Here is a 13,856-nt window from a genome sequence, read left to right as displayed (position 1 = left end):
GCTCCGGGGCGCGTCAGGCGGCGTCGGCGAGGCGCAGGCCGGTGAACTGCCAGCGCTGGTGCGGATAGAAGAAGTTGCGGTACGGCAGCCGGGCATGGCCCTCTGGGGTCGCCACCGACGAGCCCCGCAGCACGAACTGGTTGGCCATGAACTTGCCGTTGTACTCGCCAAGAGCCCCCGGGAGCGGCCGGTACCCCGGGTAGGGGACGTAGGCGCTGCGGGTCCATTGCCAGACGAGGCCGAAGGCGTCCGGCAGGCCGCCGTCGCGGGCCGCGACCTCCCACTCGAACTCGGTCGGCAGGAAGCGGCCGGCCCAGCGGGCGTAGGCGTCGGCCTCGTAGTAGCTGACGTGGGTGACGGGGGCGTCGAGGTCCACCGGGCGCTCGCCGCCCAGCGTCATGGTCGCCCACCCCTCCCCGTCCCGGCGCCAGTAGCCGGGGGCCTCCCAGCCCTCCGCCGGCCCGGCATACCAGCCGTCGGAGAGCCACAGCTCCGGCTTGGCGTAGCCGCCATCCTCCATGAAGGCGAGCCACTGGCGGTTCGTCACCAGCGCCCGGTCGAGGCGGCCGGCCGGGATCAGCGTCTCGTGGCGGGGCGACTCGTTGTCGAACGAGAACCCCTCGCCCGCATGCCCGATCCACGCGATCGCGCGGTCGAGGGTGACCTGGCCGGCCTGCGCCGCCGCCTTCGGGAAGCGCCAGTCCAGGTCGTAGGCCGGGTTCAGTGGGTTCTGCGCGAAGGCGTGCAGGATGTCGGTGAGGAGGAGCTCCTGGTGCTGCTGCTCGTGGTAGAGGCCGATCTCCAGGATCGGCAGCACCGCCTCGAGCGCGCGCTCGGAGGCCTGGCCCAGCAGAGCCTCGACCGCCCGGTCGATATGGGCGCGGTAGGCCGCGACCTCCGCCATGGTCGGGCGGGTGATCATGCCGCGCTGGATGCGCGGCTGACGGGGACCGGCCGCCACGTAGTACGAGTTGAACAGGTAGTGCAGCCGCGCGTCGTAGATCGCGTAGCCCGGCAGGTGCTCCCGCAGCAGGAACTGCTCGAAGAACCACGTGACGTGCGCCCGGTGCCACTTGGTCGGGCTGGCATCGGCCATCGATTGGACCTGCTGGTCTTCCGGCGAGAGCGGAGCGGCGCGGCGCTCGGTCTCGCTCCGGACCTGCCGGTAGGCGGCGATCCAGGCGGCCCGGTCGATCGGCCGGGCCGTGACGTGCGGCGGCGGGAAGGCCGGTGCCGCGGGGTCGCGTCTCTCGTCCGGGCGCAGTGCGGCTGTCGCTGCCATGACGATGATCCCTTTTTTCGGGCCTGACCGAGAACCGTCTTCTCGACCCCGGCCGGCGCGCAGAAGATATGTTCCGGCCGTGTTCCGACAACCTCTGCAAGAGCGGACGCGGCGGCTTCGCGTGCGCCTGGTCGGCGCGCGGTCGCCGCTCGGCCCACCGGGCCTCTTCGCCGCGTCGGCGCGCCGGTTAACGGAACGGGTTGGGGATCACGGGTCTTTCTCTCACCGCAGTGACACCGCCTTAACCCTCGCTGCCGAGATTTTGGGACGCTCTTCGAGGAGTCCGGGGTTCTCATGCGGATCGATCTGATGGCCGGGGCCAGCCTGTCCGCCGCCGCTCTGCGCTGCGCCGCAGAGCCGACCATCCTGGTGTTCGATTCCGGCCTCGGCGGCCTGACCGTCCTCGACGCGGTGCGGCGCGCCCGCCCGGATGCCCGCTACGTCTATGTCGGCGACGACGCCGCCTTCCCGTACGGCCGACTCTCGGAGGCGACCCTCGTCGCCCGCGTCCTCGCCGTGATGGAGCGGCTCGTCGCGACCCACCGGCCCGACCTCGTGGTCATCGCCTGCAACACCGCCTCGACGCTGGTGCTCCCGGCGCTGCGCCAGCGCTTCACGACGCCCTTCGTGGGGGTGGTCCCGCCGATCAAGCCCGCCGCCGCGGCGACGCGCTCGCGGCTCGTGACCCTGCTGGCGACGCCCGGCACGGTGGCGCGCTCCTACACCCACGACCTGATCGCGACCTACGCGGGCTCCTGCGCGGTGACGCTGGTCGGCTCGCAGAACCTCGCCGGCTTCGCGGAGACCGAGCTCGCGGGCGCGCCGGTGGACGACGCCACCCTCGCCGCCGAGATCGCCCCCTGCTTCGTCACCGAGGCGGACGGGCGGCGCACCGACGTGGTCTGCCTCGCCTGCACCCACTATCCGCTGCTGCTGCCGCGCCTCCAGGCGGTCGCGCCCTGGCCGGTGACCTGGATCGACCCGGCGCCCGCCATCGCCCGGCGCGTCGTGCAGCTGATCGGCCCCGTCCCCCGCGAGGCGGACCGGCACGGCTCGGCGCTCGGCGCCTTCACGGCCGGCACCTGCCTGACCGACGCCCTGCGCGCGGCCCTCGCCGCCCGGGGCATCGGCGACGTCGCCGTCGAGGCGGTGCCGCTGCCGATGCAGTGAGGCAGTGCGGCGTCTCTCGCCCTGTCATCCCTTGTTCGGGTGATGACCGGTTCAGGCTGACAGGTCTCTCATTCCACCGGTTCGACACGTCATGTTGAAAGCGGGAGAGGCCGATGGCGTCCAGGGCTTCGAGACTGGCGATCCTCGCGCTGCTCGGACTGGGACCGGTCGCGCCGGCCCGGGCCTGCGGTGACGGTGAGGCTCCGGTATCCTGCGACGATCCGAGCCCGAATGGCTTCGCCTCCTGGATGCTCGGCCGCGTCGATCGGGCCCTGAAAGCCGACCGGACCCGGGCGCTCCAGGACTTCACCGACGGCACGCGCGGGTTCCGCACCGCCGACTCCTACGTGTTCTGTATCGATGCGGACGGCGTCATGACCGCCCACCCGAACCCGATCCTGAAGGGGCACGACGTCCGCGACCTGCACGACCGGACCGGCCACCACTTCATCCGCACGATGCTGGACACGGCCAGGCCCGGCCAGATCTCAGTGATCCGCTACCTGTTCCCCAAGCCGGGCAGCACCGTCGAGGAGCCCAAGACCACCTACTACACCCAGGCCGGGGACCAGACCTGCGCGGTCGGCGTGTACGACGCCGACGCCGCGGCCCCGACGGTCGCGACGCCCGAGGGCCGCGTCGCCCTGCTGCGCCAGAAGCTCGACGGCCAGATCCCGAGCAGTGCCCGCGCGGACTGGACCGCCTTCCTGGAGGCCCTGAACGCGCAGGGCGACGAGAAGGCGACGGCGATCGCCGAAGCCCGGCGCGAGCTGAGGGCGGCCGCGAGTGCGCTGGATCAGGCCGGGCTCGGCGCGGCGCGCGGCGGCGCGGCGCGCGGCGAGTAGGCGGGGCGGCCGGGGGCGGCTCGGGCGCCGCGTCGGGGTCGCCTGTCAGGCCGTGCCCGTCACCGCAGGATCTGGGCGCCCGCGATCTGCGCCGTGGCGACCGGGGCCGCGTCGGCCTCGGCGGGCACGACCAGATGGACGAACAGCATGCCGGCCGCGACGATGAGCGCCAGGGCGAGGATGCGCCACAGTTCCAGGATCGGCTCCTGCGCCGGGGCATCCTGAATCGCTCGGTTCGTCTCGCTCGGCATCGCTTTCGCTTTCCCGCCTGTGACCCTCCGGATCGGACACCCGGAGGATGAACGCTTGGTAAAATCCGCCCCGATCGGCCCGGCCCGCCGAGGCGGGCTCGGCGGGGAGCGGGGTCCGGCGTCGGGATCGTCGCCGCCACCGCGAGGCAGAGGGAGCGGGCGCTGGCGATCGCCTCGCCGACCGGGGCCGTGTCGCAGCGGAATGGGGCCGCAGCGGGACGGGCCCGGTCCCGCGGCGTGCGGTGCCGCACCCGCTGACGTTGCGGCCGGGGCGCGGTCCCGGTCACGAGGCCGAGCGCGGAGGCCGCACCCCGTCGTCTCGGATCCACCCGCACGTCCAGGAAGCGAGTGGGACGGGCTCGGGTGAGACGTCGATGGCCGGCGCGGATCCGGGCCGGTCCCGGCGCCCGCAGGTCCGGTCGACCTAGGCGACGGCCGGCAGGGCCGCGACCTCGCAGCTGTCGGCGCGCAGGCGCCAGTCGACCACCCGGGCCCCCGCGCAGAGCAGCGCCTTGGCCTGCCAGACGGCCGACACCTCCGACTGTGCCCGGACCAGGATCGCGCGCTGCCGCACCCGGTGCTCGTGGCCGGTATCGTCCGCGACGGTCTTGTAGAAGGTGACGCGATAGAGGCGCATGGTCCGGGCTCCGGTTGGGCGCGGGGATCGTGGGAGACCGGGGCCGGGCGCGCATTGATCCCGCGCAAGGACGGGACGCCCGCCACGAGCGCGGGCGTCGCGGGTGGGCGCAATCAGTTGTCGACAGTTGAATACCCAGCGATACAGGGCGTTGATTACATTCGCGGGAATGGTCTAGCTTCATCAGCAATCGTCCGCAGTCCGGAAAGGTCCGCGGCGGGGCTCCAGACCGGGAGTGCCTGATGTTCGAGAGCGTGTTCTGGGGTGCGGTACTCGTCGCGCTGATCGGTTCGGCCGCGCTGGTGGCGATCGGCGCCAGCGTCCAGCCGCGGTTGGGTCGCAAGATGGAGATGGACGCGCGCCTCGCCGATCCGCGCCGCACCTTCGGGCGCAAGCGGCGCTGGGCGCGTCCGCCGGGGACGATGCGGCGACCCGGCCTGCTCCCCATGCGGTGACTAGCGCTGCACCAAAGACGTACATCTCCCGCCGCCGGCGCGCGTGATAGCTACCTGTTCACTGCGGAAATGCAGTGTTCACGCCGGGCTGGAGGGATCGGTACTGATGAGCGTGCGTCAGATTTGTGATCAGGTTCGGATCGCCGAGCAGGCCTTCACCGCCGCGCTCGGCAACATGAAGGCCGCAGGCCTGCGCGAGTCGCTGACCCGCGAGCTCCAGGAGATGGAGAGCGCCGAGATCGACGCCGGGCAGGACGCGGCCGCGGCGCGGTCGGCCTCCTGGAAGCGGGTCAAGATGCTGCACGGGCTCGGCTACCCGGTGGATTTCGGCTGGCTCCACGCCGCCGCCAGCCCGGTCCGCTGAGCGGCGCCGGCCGGCGCCGCCCCGCCGGCAGATTGTTTGCCGGCTCCCGGATCGGGTCGGCGCTCTCGCCCGTTGTGCCTGCCGGGTGCCGTCGCACCCGGCCGCCGCGCCGACCTCTCGATCCGGACACGCCATGCTGGCTTGGTTTCGCGCCCTGATGCCGCGGGAGGACCGGTTCTTCGATCTCTTCGAGCGTCACGCGCGGACGCTCGAGGACGGCGCGGCCGCCCTGCGAGGACTTCTCGACGGGACTCAGGCCGTCCCGGCGGCCTACGCGGCGATCGCGGCCCACGAGGACGCGGCCGACGGGATCACCCGCGAGGCGCTGCTGGCGGTCCGCCGGACCTTCATCACGCCGTTCGACCGCGGCGACATCCAGGCCCTGGTCGGCTCCCTCGACGACGCCATCGACCAGATGCTCAAGACCGCCAAGGCGGTCCAGCTCTTCGAGGTGACCACCTTCGAGCCGGCGATGCGCGAGATGGGCGCGGTCATCCAGGAGGCCGCGCAGGTCACCGCCGAGGCGCTGCCGAAGCTGCGGGCCCTCGGCGAGAACGCCGCCGCGCTGAACAGCCTGACCGAGCGCGTCATCGAGCTGGAGGGGCGGGCCGACGACCTGCACAATGACGGGCTGAAGGCCCTGTTCAAGGCCTCGGGGCGGGACCCCATGGCCTTCCTCGTCGGGTCCGAGCTGTACGGCCACCTGGAGAAGGTCATGGACCGGTTCGAGGACGTGGCGAACCAGATCAGCAGCATCGTCGTCGAACATGTCTGAGCCGCAGGTCGCCGCGTGACGCTCCTCGTCGTCCTCATCGTCCTGGCCCTGGTCTTCGACTTCCTGAACGGGCTGCACGACGCCGCGAACTCCATCGCCACGATCGTGTCGACGCGGGTGCTGGCGCCCCGCTACGCCGTGTTCTGGGCGGCGTTCTTCAACTTCGTGGCCTTCCTGGTCTTCGGCCTGCACGTCGCCGGCACGGTCGGCTCGGGCATCATCGACGTCGCGACGGTGGACGACCGGGTCATCATGGGCGCGCTCGGCGGCGCCATCACGTGGAACCTGGTCACGTGGTACGCCGGCATCCCGTCCTCCAGCTCCCACGCCCTGATCGGGGGCCTGCTCGGCGCCGGCATCGCCAAGGCGGGGGTCGGCGTGATCGTCTGGCCCGGCGTCATCGCCACCAGCGCCGCCATCGTCCTCTCGCCGGCCCTGGGCTTCGCCCTCGGGCTGCTGCTGATGCTGGCGGTCTCGTGGATCTTCGTCCGCTCGACGCCGCACGCCGTGGACCGCGTGTTCCGGGGCCTGCAGTTCGTCTCGGCCTCGCTCTACTCCCTCGGCCACGGCGGCAACGACGCCCAGAAGACCATGGGCATCATCGCGGCCCTGCTCTACGCCCACGGCGAGAGCGGGGCGTTCCACGTGCCCCTCTGGGTGGTGCTGTCCTGCCAGACCGCCATGGCCCTCGGCACCCTGATGGGCGGCTGGCGCATCGTCCACACGATGGGGTCGAAGATCACGCGGCTGTCGCCCATGCAGGGGTTCTGCGCCGAGACCGGCGGCGCCGCGACGCTGTTCGCCGCGACGGCCTTCGGCATCCCGGTCTCGACCACCCACACGATCACGGGCGCCATCGTCGGCGTCGGCGCCGCGCGCCGGGTCTCGGCGGTCCGCTGGAACGTCGCGCAGGGCATCGTGATCGCCTGGGTGATCACGATGCCGGCCGCGGCCCTTGTCGCGGCCCTGACCTACGCGGCCTCCGGCCTGGTCCTGCCGTAGCCAACGGGCGCGGCCGGATCCGCCCCGGACTCACCAGCGATGGTGCCAGCCGCCGTGGTGCCAGCCCCCGTGCCAGCCTCCATGCCATCCCCCATGCCATCCCCCATGCCAGCCGGCATGGCGGAAGCCGCCCCAGTTATAGCCGCCGCCCCACGCGAAGCGTCGGTGCCAGCGGTAGCCGTAGTGCCACCGGTAGCCGACGCGCGGATAGACCGGGACGTAGACGAACGGCCTGTAGCCCAGATTCGGCCGGCACCAGCCGTAGACGTTGCGGTGGAAGCCGGGCCCGCAGCCGTCGCGCGCCTCGGCGCTCGAGCCGGCCAACAGGACCCCCGCGGCGAGCGCCACGGGCAGGACGAGAGTGCGGATCATGACTCGACTCCGGGAGTGTCTCCACGGGGGGCCGGACACGGAACGGGGGACGCGATCGGGCGTCCCGGCGTCTCAGTTCGGCCAGCAGCGGCGGCCGTAGGGGCCGATGTGGAAGCCCGCCGGGCACGAGCGGCCGCGGATGTAGCCGCCCCACTGGCCGCCGGTGCGGCAGCCGCCGTACGGGCCGCGATGGCCGTAGGGACCGCAGCCGCCGTAGACCTGGATGATCCGGGCGCCGTCGGCGCCGTCGGAGACGGCGTCCTGCACCAGCGGCAGCGCCGAGGCGGGCACCGCGAGGCTCACGAGGAGGGCGGCGGGAGCGAGAACCTTCAGCATCGGTGATCTCCTTCTGCTCGATCGGGCAGCGCGGCCCGGGGCCGGCTGCCGCCGCCGGGACGGAGGATCCGCCGCGGCGTGTGAGCGAAGGTTCGTCCGCGCGCGCTGCCCGGATGTGACCGGGGAGCGCCGTCCTGTAACGATGTGTAACGGCCGGTTGCGGGCCCGTTGCGGCCCGCCGTCAGGACAGGCTCGGCAGGGTCACGACGAGCCGCGCGCCGCCGTCCGCGCCGGCCTCCGCCACCACCGTGCCGCCGTGGGCCTCGGCGATCTGCCGGCTGATGGCGAGGCCCAGACCGGTCCCGCCGGTCTGCCGGCTGCGCGAGCGCTCGACTCGGTAGTACGGGCTGAACACCGCCGTCCGCTCCGCCTCGGGAATGCCAGGCCCGTCATCCTCGACGACGATCCGGCACACCGTCCCGGCCCGGCTCACCGCCACCGCAACCGAGGAGCGTCCGAACTTGACGGCGTTCCCGATCAGGTTGGCCACGACCCGGCGCAGGGCGACCGCGTCGCCGGCCACGGTGGCGTCCCGCACCTCCTCGCCGGTCAGGCTGATCGTGGCGCCCTGGGCGGCGTGCTCGGCCACCTCGACGGCGACGAGATCGGCGAGATCCACCGGCGCCCGGGTCGCCTCGACGGCGGTGCCGCGGGCGAACCCCAGGGACGCCTCGATCAGCTCGGTCATGGCGTCGAGATCCGCCACGAGCTTGTCCCGGAGCAGCGGCTCCGCCACCACCTCGGCGCGGAGGCGCAGCCGCGTCAGATAGGTCTTGAGGTCGTGCGAGATGGCGCCGATCAGCAGCGAGCGCTCGGCCATGAGGCCGGCGATCCGCTCCTGCATGCCCTGCACTGCCTGGGCGAGACGCCGGATCTCGGGCGCCCCCCGGGGCGCGCTCACCCGCTCCGGGGCGCGGCCGTCGAACCGGGAGACCGCGTCGGTCAGGCGGCGCAGCGGCGCGAGTTCGTGGCGCGTGCCGACCAGGACGAGACCGGCCGCCGCGGCGCCGAGCACAGCCACCCAGAGGCTCAGCGGCTGGCCGAACAGCCACGGCATGAGCGAGCGATGATGCTCGGCCGCGCTGATCACCGCGTACCGGCCGTCGGGCAGCCGGTAGGTCGCCAGCGCGAGGCGTCCGACCGGCCCGGCGCGCTCGGCCTGCGCGATGTTGGCCGGATCGACGCCGCGGCGCAGCAGGGCGGCGTCGGTGTAGGCCTGGACGCGGTCGGCCGGCTCGGCCGTCATCCGCCGGATCCGCGCTTCCAGGCGGGGCTCGCGGATCAGGTCGACGGTGTCGGGCGGCGCGTCGACGATCTCGGCCCGCAGCACCTCGCCGCTGACCGCCTTCAGGATGGCCGGCCTCTGGGCGGGATCCGCGTCGCGCAGCAGCATCATGATGCCGGCGGCCTGGTCGACCCGCGGGAAGCGCGAGCCCGCGGGCAGCCGCTCCTCCCGGCGCTGCCAGTGATCCAGGGCCACGGTGGCGAGGACGAGCAGGGAGAGGGCGCCGAGCAGGAGCAGCATGATGCGCCCGAGGAGCCCGACGCGGCCCATCACGGTGTTCCGGAGCGGACCGGGGCGGCCAGGATGTAGCCGGCATTGCGCACGGTCTTGAGCAGGGACGCGGCCTGACTGCCCGAGGCGTCGAGCTTGTGCCGCAGGCGGCTGACCTGGACGTCGATGGTGCGGTCGAAGGCGTCGGCGGTCCGGCCCCGGGTCCAGTCGAGGAGCTGGTCGCGCGAGAGCACCCTCTGCGGCCGGGTGACGAAGCAGTGGAGCAGGTCGTACTCGGCGCTGGTCAGCGGGATCTCGGCGGCGGGATCGCCGGTGATCACCGTGCGGGCCGCGAGATCGACGACGAGGTCGGCGACACTGAGACGCTCGGAGGCGGCCGCGGCGGGCTGGCCGCCGACGCCGTGGGCCCGTCGCAGGACCGCGCGGATCCGGGCCAGCAGGACCCGCGGGTTGAACGGCTTCGAGACGTAGTCGTCGGCGCCCATCTCCAGGCCGAGGACACGGTCGATGTCCTCGTCCTTGGCGGTCAGCATCACGACGGGCGGGCCACCGGCGTCGCGGAGGCGGCGGCAGATGGAGAGGCCGTCCTCGCCGGGCAGCATCCAGTCGAGGACGACGAGGTCGGGCGCGGGGCCCGCCGCGATCAGGCGGTCGAGGGCCGCGCCGCCGTCGAGGGCGACGGCGCGGAACCCCTCGCCCTCCAGGTAGCCGGCGAGCAGGGCGCGGATGTCGGGATCGTCCTCGACGATGGCGATGGTGGTGCCCTCGTGCATGGGGCGAGCATAGGGGCGGCCGGCGGCACGGCAACGCGAAACTGCACAGTGTCACAAAACGTTACACGTCCCGATCCGGACACCGAGCCCGCGCCCACCGTCACGCGCTCGCTTTCTCGTCTCGCCCCTGAAGACACACGAGAAGACACCCATGACGAAGACCTACACCATCGCGGCCATTCCGGCGGACGGCATCGGCGTCGAGGTCATCGCCGCCGGCATCGAGGTGCTCGACGCGCTGGCCGAGAAGACCGGCGCCTTCGCTTTCCAGTTCGACCATTTCGATTGGGGCTCGGACTACTACAAGAGGCACGGCGCGATGATGCCGGCCGACGGCCGTGACCAGATCCGGAACCACGACGCGATCTTCTTCGGCGCGGTTGGGGCGCCGGACGTGCCCGACCACATCACCCTCTGGGGCCTGCGGCTCGCGATCTGCCAGCCCTTCGACCAGTACGCCAACGTCCGCCCGACCCGGATCCTGCCGGGCATCACCAGCCCGCTGCGCAACGTCTCGGGTCCGGAACTCGACTGGGTGATCGTGCGGGAGAACTCGGAGGGCGAGTACGCCGGCGTCGGCGGCCGGGTCCACCAGGGCCATCCCAACGAGGTCGCCACCGACGTCTCGATGATGACCCGCTCGGGGGTCGACCGGATCATCCGCTACGCGTTCGAGCTCGCCCGCTCCCGTCCGCGCAAGCTGCTCACCGTGGTCACCAAGTCCAACGCCCAGCGCCACGCCATGGTGATGTGGGACGAGATCGCCGCCGCGGTCGCGAAGGACTTCCCGGACGTGACCTGGGACAAGATGCTGGTCGACGCCATGACGATGCGCATGGTGACGAAGCCCGAGACCCTCGACACGATCGTGGCGACGAACCTGCACGCGGACATCCTGTCGGACCTCGCGGCGGCGCTCGCCGGCTCGCTCGGCATCGCGCCGACCGCCAACATCAACCCGGAGCGGACCTACCCGTCGATGTTCGAGCCGATCCACGGCTCGGCCTTCGACATCGTCGGCAAGGGCATCGCCAACCCGGTCGCGACCTTCTGGACGGCGTGCCAGATGCTGGAGCACCTCGGCGAGAAACCGGCCGCCGACCGGCTGATGCGCGCGGTCGAGCGGGTCACCGCGGATCCGAACCTGCACACGCCGGACCTCGGCGGCACGGCGACGACCCGTCAGGTCACCGACGCGGTCATCGCGGCGATCTGGGGCGACAACGCCTGAGGCGTGCCCGGGTGCCCGGGTGCCCGGGCGGCCTCAGGGCGCCTCGCTCGCGAGATCCGGGCTCCGGGTGCCGCAGGCCCGGCAGAAGCGCTCGAAGGTGCTCTTGCGCTGTGCGCAGGATGGGCAGTGCGCGAAGATGCCGAGCCCGCAATGGGGGCAGAAATTCGTGCTCGCGTCGTCGAGGGCGATCGGCCGCTCGCAGCCCGGGCACGCCTTCTTGGCGAGGCGCGCCAGGGCCTGGTCGGTGGCGATCTCGGTCCGCCGCTCGGCGTCCGGGCGCGCCTCCACCACGGCCTGCCGGGCGCGGTAGGCGTGCAGCGCGTTGATCGCCGCCCGGCCCGCGACCAGGGTGACGATCACGCCGACGCCGTACTGCACGTAGCCGCCGTAGCTCGGCATGTAGGGCACGAGCTCGACGAAGAACGCGAAGGCCGCCGCAAAGGCGAAGCCCCACACGAAGGGCCAGTTGCGGGTGCGGCGGCGCTTGAGCAGGAGCCATCCGGCGAGGGCCAGCAGCGGCAGCGTCAGGGCGAGGCGATAGCCGAAGACGCGCAGCTCCTGGCCGCGCTCGGCCGCGTCGAGGCGCGTCTGCGCGGCGGCCCGCAGATCGGTGTCCACGCGCAGCTGCGCCGCCTCGCGCTCCGACAGGTCGAGTCCCGTCCGCGCCAGGGCCGCGAGCCGCTCCTCGATGGTGCGCTCGGCGGCCTTCAGCGCGTCGAGCTGCTGCGTGCGCGCGATGAGCCCGGGATCCTGGTCGACCCGCTGCGTGGCGTCGCGGGTCTTCAGCCAGTTGGCGAAGGTCTCGCGCGCGCCCTCGGAGGCGGCCTGCGCAGCCTCGAGGGCGAGCTGGTCCTGCTCGACCGTCCGGCGGTTGTCGTCCTGCTCCCGGCGGATCTGCTTGAGGGCCTCGGCCGACGCCGTGCCCTGGTCGGTGTCGAGGAACTGGTCGAGAGTGTAGCGGTGCTCAACCTGCGGCAGATCGCCGACGACCAGCGAGCCGAGCCCGATCAGGAACCACGCGAAGACCAGCGCGACGAGCCAGAGCGCCAGCGTGAACCAGCGCTCGGAGAGCCTTGAACCGGACCGCACGCGAATCGACCTCACTCAAAACCGAAGCGGGTCCTTATACCGCGTGACGCCCCCGGGATATGCCGGCTGATCCGGCGGCGGGACCCGCGGGCGCGATCGCTGGCATCCGCCCGGGTGCGGCGTTGCGCCCGGGAACGTCGCGGACCGCGCCGCCTTTCCCGCCGGTGTGCTCGGCGGAGCGCGCTGCCTCTCCAATCGGGACTGAACCCACATGCTGACACTCGCGCGCGGATCGGCGACGCTCCTGGCTCTCTCCGCTGTCCTGGCCGCAGGGCCGGCCCTGGCTCAGGGCAAGCCCCTGCCGCCGCCCGCCACAGACGCGATGCCGCCCGTGGAGCTGACGATCAGCCTGAAGGACGGCAAGCCGGTCTGCGACCCGGCCGAGCTCAAGCTTCCGGCCGACACCAACGTCGCGCTGAAGATCGTGAGCAGCGCCGACGCGCCGGTGACGATCACCGCGCCCGGGCAGTTCGAGAACGGCCTCGTGCTGCACGCCGACGGAGACCTCGTGCATGTCGCCAGCGAGAAGGGCTACACGGTCAAGCAGAACGGCAAGGGCACGCTGCGCCTGCGGACGATGAAGGCCGGCCAGGAGGAGTACGCCTGCACCAGCACGCGCAACGCCGACGCGCCCTTCAAGGGCAAGCTTGTCCTGAGCCCGCCCGCGAACTGAGCCCCTGAGCAACGGCGCGGCCATGGCCGAGGATCGCTCCGACGGGCGGCTCAGCGTCTACTACGACGGCGGCTGCCCACTGTGCCGGGCCGAGATCGGCCAGTATCGCCGGTGCGCCGGCGCGGACCGGCTCGCCTTCGTCGATGTCGGCTCCGGGGCGCCCGAGCCGGCGCTCGGCGCGGATCTCGACCGAGCCCGGGCCCTGCGCCGCTTCCATGTCCGGACCGCGGACGGGCAGCTGATCTCCGGCGCCGCCGCGTTCGCGCGCCTCTGGCAGACACTGCCCGGCTGGCGCTGGCTCGGCCGCCTGGTCGACCTGCGCGTCCTCGGTGTCCGGCCGATTCTGCCGGTCGCCGAACTGGCCTACCGGCTGTCGCTGCCGCTGCGGCCGCGCCTGGCCCGGCTGATGGCCCGCCTCCGGTGAGCCGATGGCGACCCGCTGCGTCCACTATGTCGGCTTCCGGGACGACCGGTACTGGAACGCCTACCGGATCTTCGGCGGTCCGCGCGTGATCCACCGGCGCTGGGATTTCTACGCGACCCGCGACGTCGGACCGGACGACGTGGTGGTGTTCGCCGAGGGTGACGAGACGCAGCCCGTCGCGGACAGGAACGCCACGGACCTCGACGAGCGCTGGCTGTAGCGGTCACGCGGGGCGTGCCCCTGCCGGGAAATGGGCTCCCGCGGATGCCGCCGCGTCTCCGTGCCGGAGGAAACCCCAGCACCTTAAGAGGTATTGCGCCCCCACAACAATTCGCGAGAGTAGCGGTGAGCTTCCACTCGCAATCGAGGAGGTCCGCGGTGGTCGAGATCCGTATATCGGAGGACAACGACGGCCGCTGGACGGTCTACGCGCCGGGGCTGGTGGTCACCGATCTGACGCACGAGGAAGCCCAGGCGTTCGCGGCGAGCTACCGGCGCGTCACCGCAGCGTGATCGGGAGAAGCCGGCGCGGCCGTGCCGGCGGGTTTGCGTGGATCCCCGGAGGGACGTCACGCCGCCGCGCGCACGGCGCTGTCGCAGCGCGGGGCACGAAAAAACCGCCGCGGCCGGAGCCGGGCGGTTCGAGGTGATCTCGCTGGGG

At 72.5% G+C, this 13,856-nt stretch carries 19 protein-coding genes; 11 read left to right on the top strand and 8 right to left on the bottom strand.

The window, feature by feature from the left end; translation table 11 throughout:
- Positions 1–13: 13 nt before the first annotated feature.
- The gene (gene egtB / locus ACLBYG_RS28195) at positions 14–1,282 is read right to left on the bottom strand and encodes an ergothioneine biosynthesis protein EgtB (RefSeq protein ID WP_447683656.1); all 1,269 of its coding nucleotides are present in this window, start codon (positions 1,280–1,282) and stop codon (positions 14–16) included.
- 294 nt (positions 1,283–1,576) lie between these two features.
- Between egtB and murI the strand changes: the two genes are divergently transcribed.
- Positions 1,577–2,452, top strand: a complete 876-nt coding sequence (murI, locus tag ACLBYG_RS28190) for a glutamate racemase (protein ID WP_447683655.1) — start codon at positions 1,577–1,579, stop codon at positions 2,450–2,452.
- A 113-nt stretch (positions 2,453–2,565) separates the two neighbouring features.
- Positions 2,566–3,297, top strand: coding sequence for a cache domain-containing protein (locus ACLBYG_RS28185; RefSeq protein WP_447683654.1), 732 nt, complete (start codon positions 2,566–2,568; stop codon positions 3,295–3,297).
- 59 nt (positions 3,298–3,356) lie between these two features.
- Here the strand turns inward: ACLBYG_RS28185 and ACLBYG_RS28180 are convergent, their stop codons facing one another.
- Both ACLBYG_RS28180 and ACLBYG_RS28175 read right to left on the bottom strand, forming a co-directional pair.
- Complete coding sequence (locus ACLBYG_RS28180) at positions 3,357–3,548, bottom strand: hypothetical protein (protein WP_020095826.1); 192 nt, start codon at positions 3,546–3,548, stop codon at positions 3,357–3,359.
- A gap of 424 nt (positions 3,549–3,972) precedes the next feature.
- Entirely contained in the window at positions 3,973–4,185 is a 213-nt protein-coding gene (locus ACLBYG_RS28175; RefSeq protein ID WP_447683653.1) for a hypothetical protein, read from the bottom strand.
- A 242-nt stretch (positions 4,186–4,427) separates the two neighbouring features.
- Between ACLBYG_RS28175 and ACLBYG_RS28170 the strand changes: the two genes are divergently transcribed.
- The 4 genes from ACLBYG_RS28170 to ACLBYG_RS28155 all read left to right on the top strand — a co-directional run bounded on the left by ACLBYG_RS28170 (position 4,428) and on the right by ACLBYG_RS28155 (position 6,781).
- A complete protein-coding gene (locus ACLBYG_RS28170) occupies positions 4,428–4,640 on the top strand; it encodes a hypothetical protein (protein WP_447683652.1) in 213 nt (70 codons plus the stop codon).
- A 106-nt stretch (positions 4,641–4,746) separates the two neighbouring features.
- The gene (locus tag ACLBYG_RS28165) at positions 4,747–5,004 is read left to right on the top strand and encodes a hypothetical protein (RefSeq protein ID WP_042673854.1); all 258 of its coding nucleotides are present in this window, start codon (positions 4,747–4,749) and stop codon (positions 5,002–5,004) included.
- Positions 5,005–5,137: 133 nt separating this feature from the next.
- Positions 5,138–5,779: a DUF47 domain-containing protein gene (locus ACLBYG_RS28160; protein ID WP_042673855.1), complete on the top strand. Its 642-nt coding sequence runs from the start codon at positions 5,138–5,140 to the stop codon at positions 5,777–5,779.
- 15 nt (positions 5,780–5,794) lie between these two features.
- Positions 5,795–6,781: an inorganic phosphate transporter gene (locus ACLBYG_RS28155; protein ID WP_020095831.1), complete on the top strand. Its 987-nt coding sequence runs from the start codon at positions 5,795–5,797 to the stop codon at positions 6,779–6,781.
- Positions 6,782–6,811: 30 nt separating this feature from the next.
- Here the strand turns inward: ACLBYG_RS28155 and ACLBYG_RS28150 are convergent, their stop codons facing one another.
- The 4 genes from ACLBYG_RS28150 to ACLBYG_RS28135 all read right to left on the bottom strand — a co-directional run bounded on the left by ACLBYG_RS28150 (position 6,812) and on the right by ACLBYG_RS28135 (position 9,778).
- Complete coding sequence (locus ACLBYG_RS28150) at positions 6,812–7,153, bottom strand: GCG_CRPN prefix-to-repeats domain-containing protein (protein ID WP_447683651.1); 342 nt, start codon at positions 7,151–7,153, stop codon at positions 6,812–6,814.
- Positions 7,154–7,225: 72 nt separating this feature from the next.
- Entirely contained in the window at positions 7,226–7,489 is a 264-nt protein-coding gene (locus ACLBYG_RS28145; RefSeq protein ID WP_042673859.1) for a GCG_CRPN prefix-to-repeats domain-containing protein, read from the bottom strand.
- Between the two features lie 181 nt (positions 7,490–7,670).
- Positions 7,671–9,044, bottom strand: coding sequence for a sensor histidine kinase (locus ACLBYG_RS28140; RefSeq protein ID WP_447683650.1), 1,374 nt, complete (start codon positions 9,042–9,044; stop codon positions 7,671–7,673).
- Complete coding sequence (locus ACLBYG_RS28135; protein WP_354455823.1) at positions 9,044–9,778, bottom strand: response regulator transcription factor; 735 nt, start codon at positions 9,776–9,778, stop codon at positions 9,044–9,046. The genes ACLBYG_RS28140 and ACLBYG_RS28135 overlap by 1 nt, the downstream gene beginning before the upstream one ends.
- Positions 9,779–9,929: 151 nt before the next feature.
- On the opposite strand from ACLBYG_RS28135, the gene ACLBYG_RS28130 reads away from it, so the two are divergent.
- Positions 9,930–11,009: a tartrate dehydrogenase gene (locus ACLBYG_RS28130; protein WP_447683649.1), complete on the top strand. Its 1,080-nt coding sequence runs from the start codon at positions 9,930–9,932 to the stop codon at positions 11,007–11,009.
- 33 nt (positions 11,010–11,042) lie between these two features.
- On the opposite strand, the gene ACLBYG_RS28125 is transcribed toward ACLBYG_RS28130, so the two are convergent.
- On the bottom strand, positions 11,043–12,098 hold the full coding sequence (locus tag ACLBYG_RS28125) for a zinc ribbon domain-containing protein (RefSeq protein WP_056525360.1): 1,056 nt from the start codon (positions 12,096–12,098) through the stop codon (positions 11,043–11,045).
- Between the two features lie 211 nt (positions 12,099–12,309).
- On the opposite strand from ACLBYG_RS28125, the gene ACLBYG_RS28120 reads away from it, so the two are divergent.
- The 4 genes from ACLBYG_RS28120 (at position 12,310) to ACLBYG_RS28105 (ending at position 13,708) form a co-directional block, all read left to right on the top strand.
- Positions 12,310–12,771, top strand: a complete 462-nt coding sequence (locus ACLBYG_RS28120) for an anaerobic typically selenocysteine-containing protein (protein WP_020095838.1) — start codon at positions 12,310–12,312, stop codon at positions 12,769–12,771.
- A gap of 22 nt (positions 12,772–12,793) precedes the next feature.
- Positions 12,794–13,195 carry a thiol-disulfide oxidoreductase DCC family protein gene (locus ACLBYG_RS28115; protein ID WP_447683648.1) on the top strand — a complete coding sequence of 134 codons (402 nt, stop codon included), beginning with the start codon at positions 12,794–12,796 and terminating at the stop codon, positions 13,193–13,195.
- A gap of 4 nt (positions 13,196–13,199) precedes the next feature.
- Positions 13,200–13,415: a hypothetical protein gene (locus ACLBYG_RS28110; protein WP_012317770.1), complete on the top strand. Its 216-nt coding sequence runs from the start codon at positions 13,200–13,202 to the stop codon at positions 13,413–13,415.
- A gap of 158 nt (positions 13,416–13,573) precedes the next feature.
- Positions 13,574–13,708: a hypothetical protein gene (locus ACLBYG_RS28105; protein ID WP_267965754.1), complete on the top strand. Its 135-nt coding sequence runs from the start codon at positions 13,574–13,576 to the stop codon at positions 13,706–13,708.
- Positions 13,709–13,856 lie beyond the last annotated feature (148 nt).

The organism is Methylobacterium sp. D53M (genome assembly GCF_053345625.1).
The sequence above is the reverse complement of the archived record's forward strand: the minus strand, read 5'-3'. Positions and strand labels throughout refer to the sequence as shown.

Bases quoted from the DNA above. Each gene is read 5' to 3' on its own strand.
- ACLBYG_RS28115 (WP_447683648.1), top strand. From the start codon at position 12,794: ATGGCCGAGGATCGCTCCGACGGGCGGCTCAGCGTCTACTACGACGGC.
- ACLBYG_RS28140 (WP_447683650.1), bottom strand. From the start codon at position 9,044: ATGGGCCGCGTCGGGCTCCTCGGGCGCATCATGCTGCTCCTGCTCGGC.
- ACLBYG_RS28175 (WP_447683653.1), bottom strand. From the start codon at position 4,185: ATGCGCCTCTATCGCGTCACCTTCTACAAGACCGTCGCGGACGATACC.
- murI (WP_447683655.1), top strand. From the start codon at position 1,577: ATGCGGATCGATCTGATGGCCGGGGCCAGCCTGTCCGCCGCCGCTCTG.
- egtB (WP_447683656.1), bottom strand. From the start codon at position 1,282: ATGGCAGCGACAGCCGCACTGCGCCCGGACGAGAGACGCGACCCCGCG.
- ACLBYG_RS28160 (WP_042673855.1), top strand. From the start codon at position 5,138: ATGCTGGCTTGGTTTCGCGCCCTGATGCCGCGGGAGGACCGGTTCTTC.
- ACLBYG_RS28180 (WP_020095826.1), bottom strand. From the start codon at position 3,548: ATGCCGAGCGAGACGAACCGAGCGATTCAGGATGCCCCGGCGCAGGAG.
- ACLBYG_RS28120 (WP_020095838.1), top strand. From the start codon at position 12,310: ATGCTGACACTCGCGCGCGGATCGGCGACGCTCCTGGCTCTCTCCGCT.
- ACLBYG_RS28145 (WP_042673859.1), bottom strand. From the start codon at position 7,489: ATGCTGAAGGTTCTCGCTCCCGCCGCCCTCCTCGTGAGCCTCGCGGTG.
- ACLBYG_RS28135 (WP_354455823.1), bottom strand. From the start codon at position 9,778: ATGCACGAGGGCACCACCATCGCCATCGTCGAGGACGATCCCGACATC.
- ACLBYG_RS28110 (WP_012317770.1), top strand. From the start codon at position 13,200: ATGGCGACCCGCTGCGTCCACTATGTCGGCTTCCGGGACGACCGGTAC.
- ACLBYG_RS28130 (WP_447683649.1), top strand. From the start codon at position 9,930: ATGACGAAGACCTACACCATCGCGGCCATTCCGGCGGACGGCATCGGC.
- ACLBYG_RS28150 (WP_447683651.1), bottom strand. From the start codon at position 7,153: ATGATCCGCACTCTCGTCCTGCCCGTGGCGCTCGCCGCGGGGGTCCTG.
- ACLBYG_RS28170 (WP_447683652.1), top strand. From the start codon at position 4,428: ATGTTCGAGAGCGTGTTCTGGGGTGCGGTACTCGTCGCGCTGATCGGT.
- ACLBYG_RS28165 (WP_042673854.1), top strand. From the start codon at position 4,747: ATGAGCGTGCGTCAGATTTGTGATCAGGTTCGGATCGCCGAGCAGGCC.
- ACLBYG_RS28185 (WP_447683654.1), top strand. From the start codon at position 2,566: ATGGCGTCCAGGGCTTCGAGACTGGCGATCCTCGCGCTGCTCGGACTG.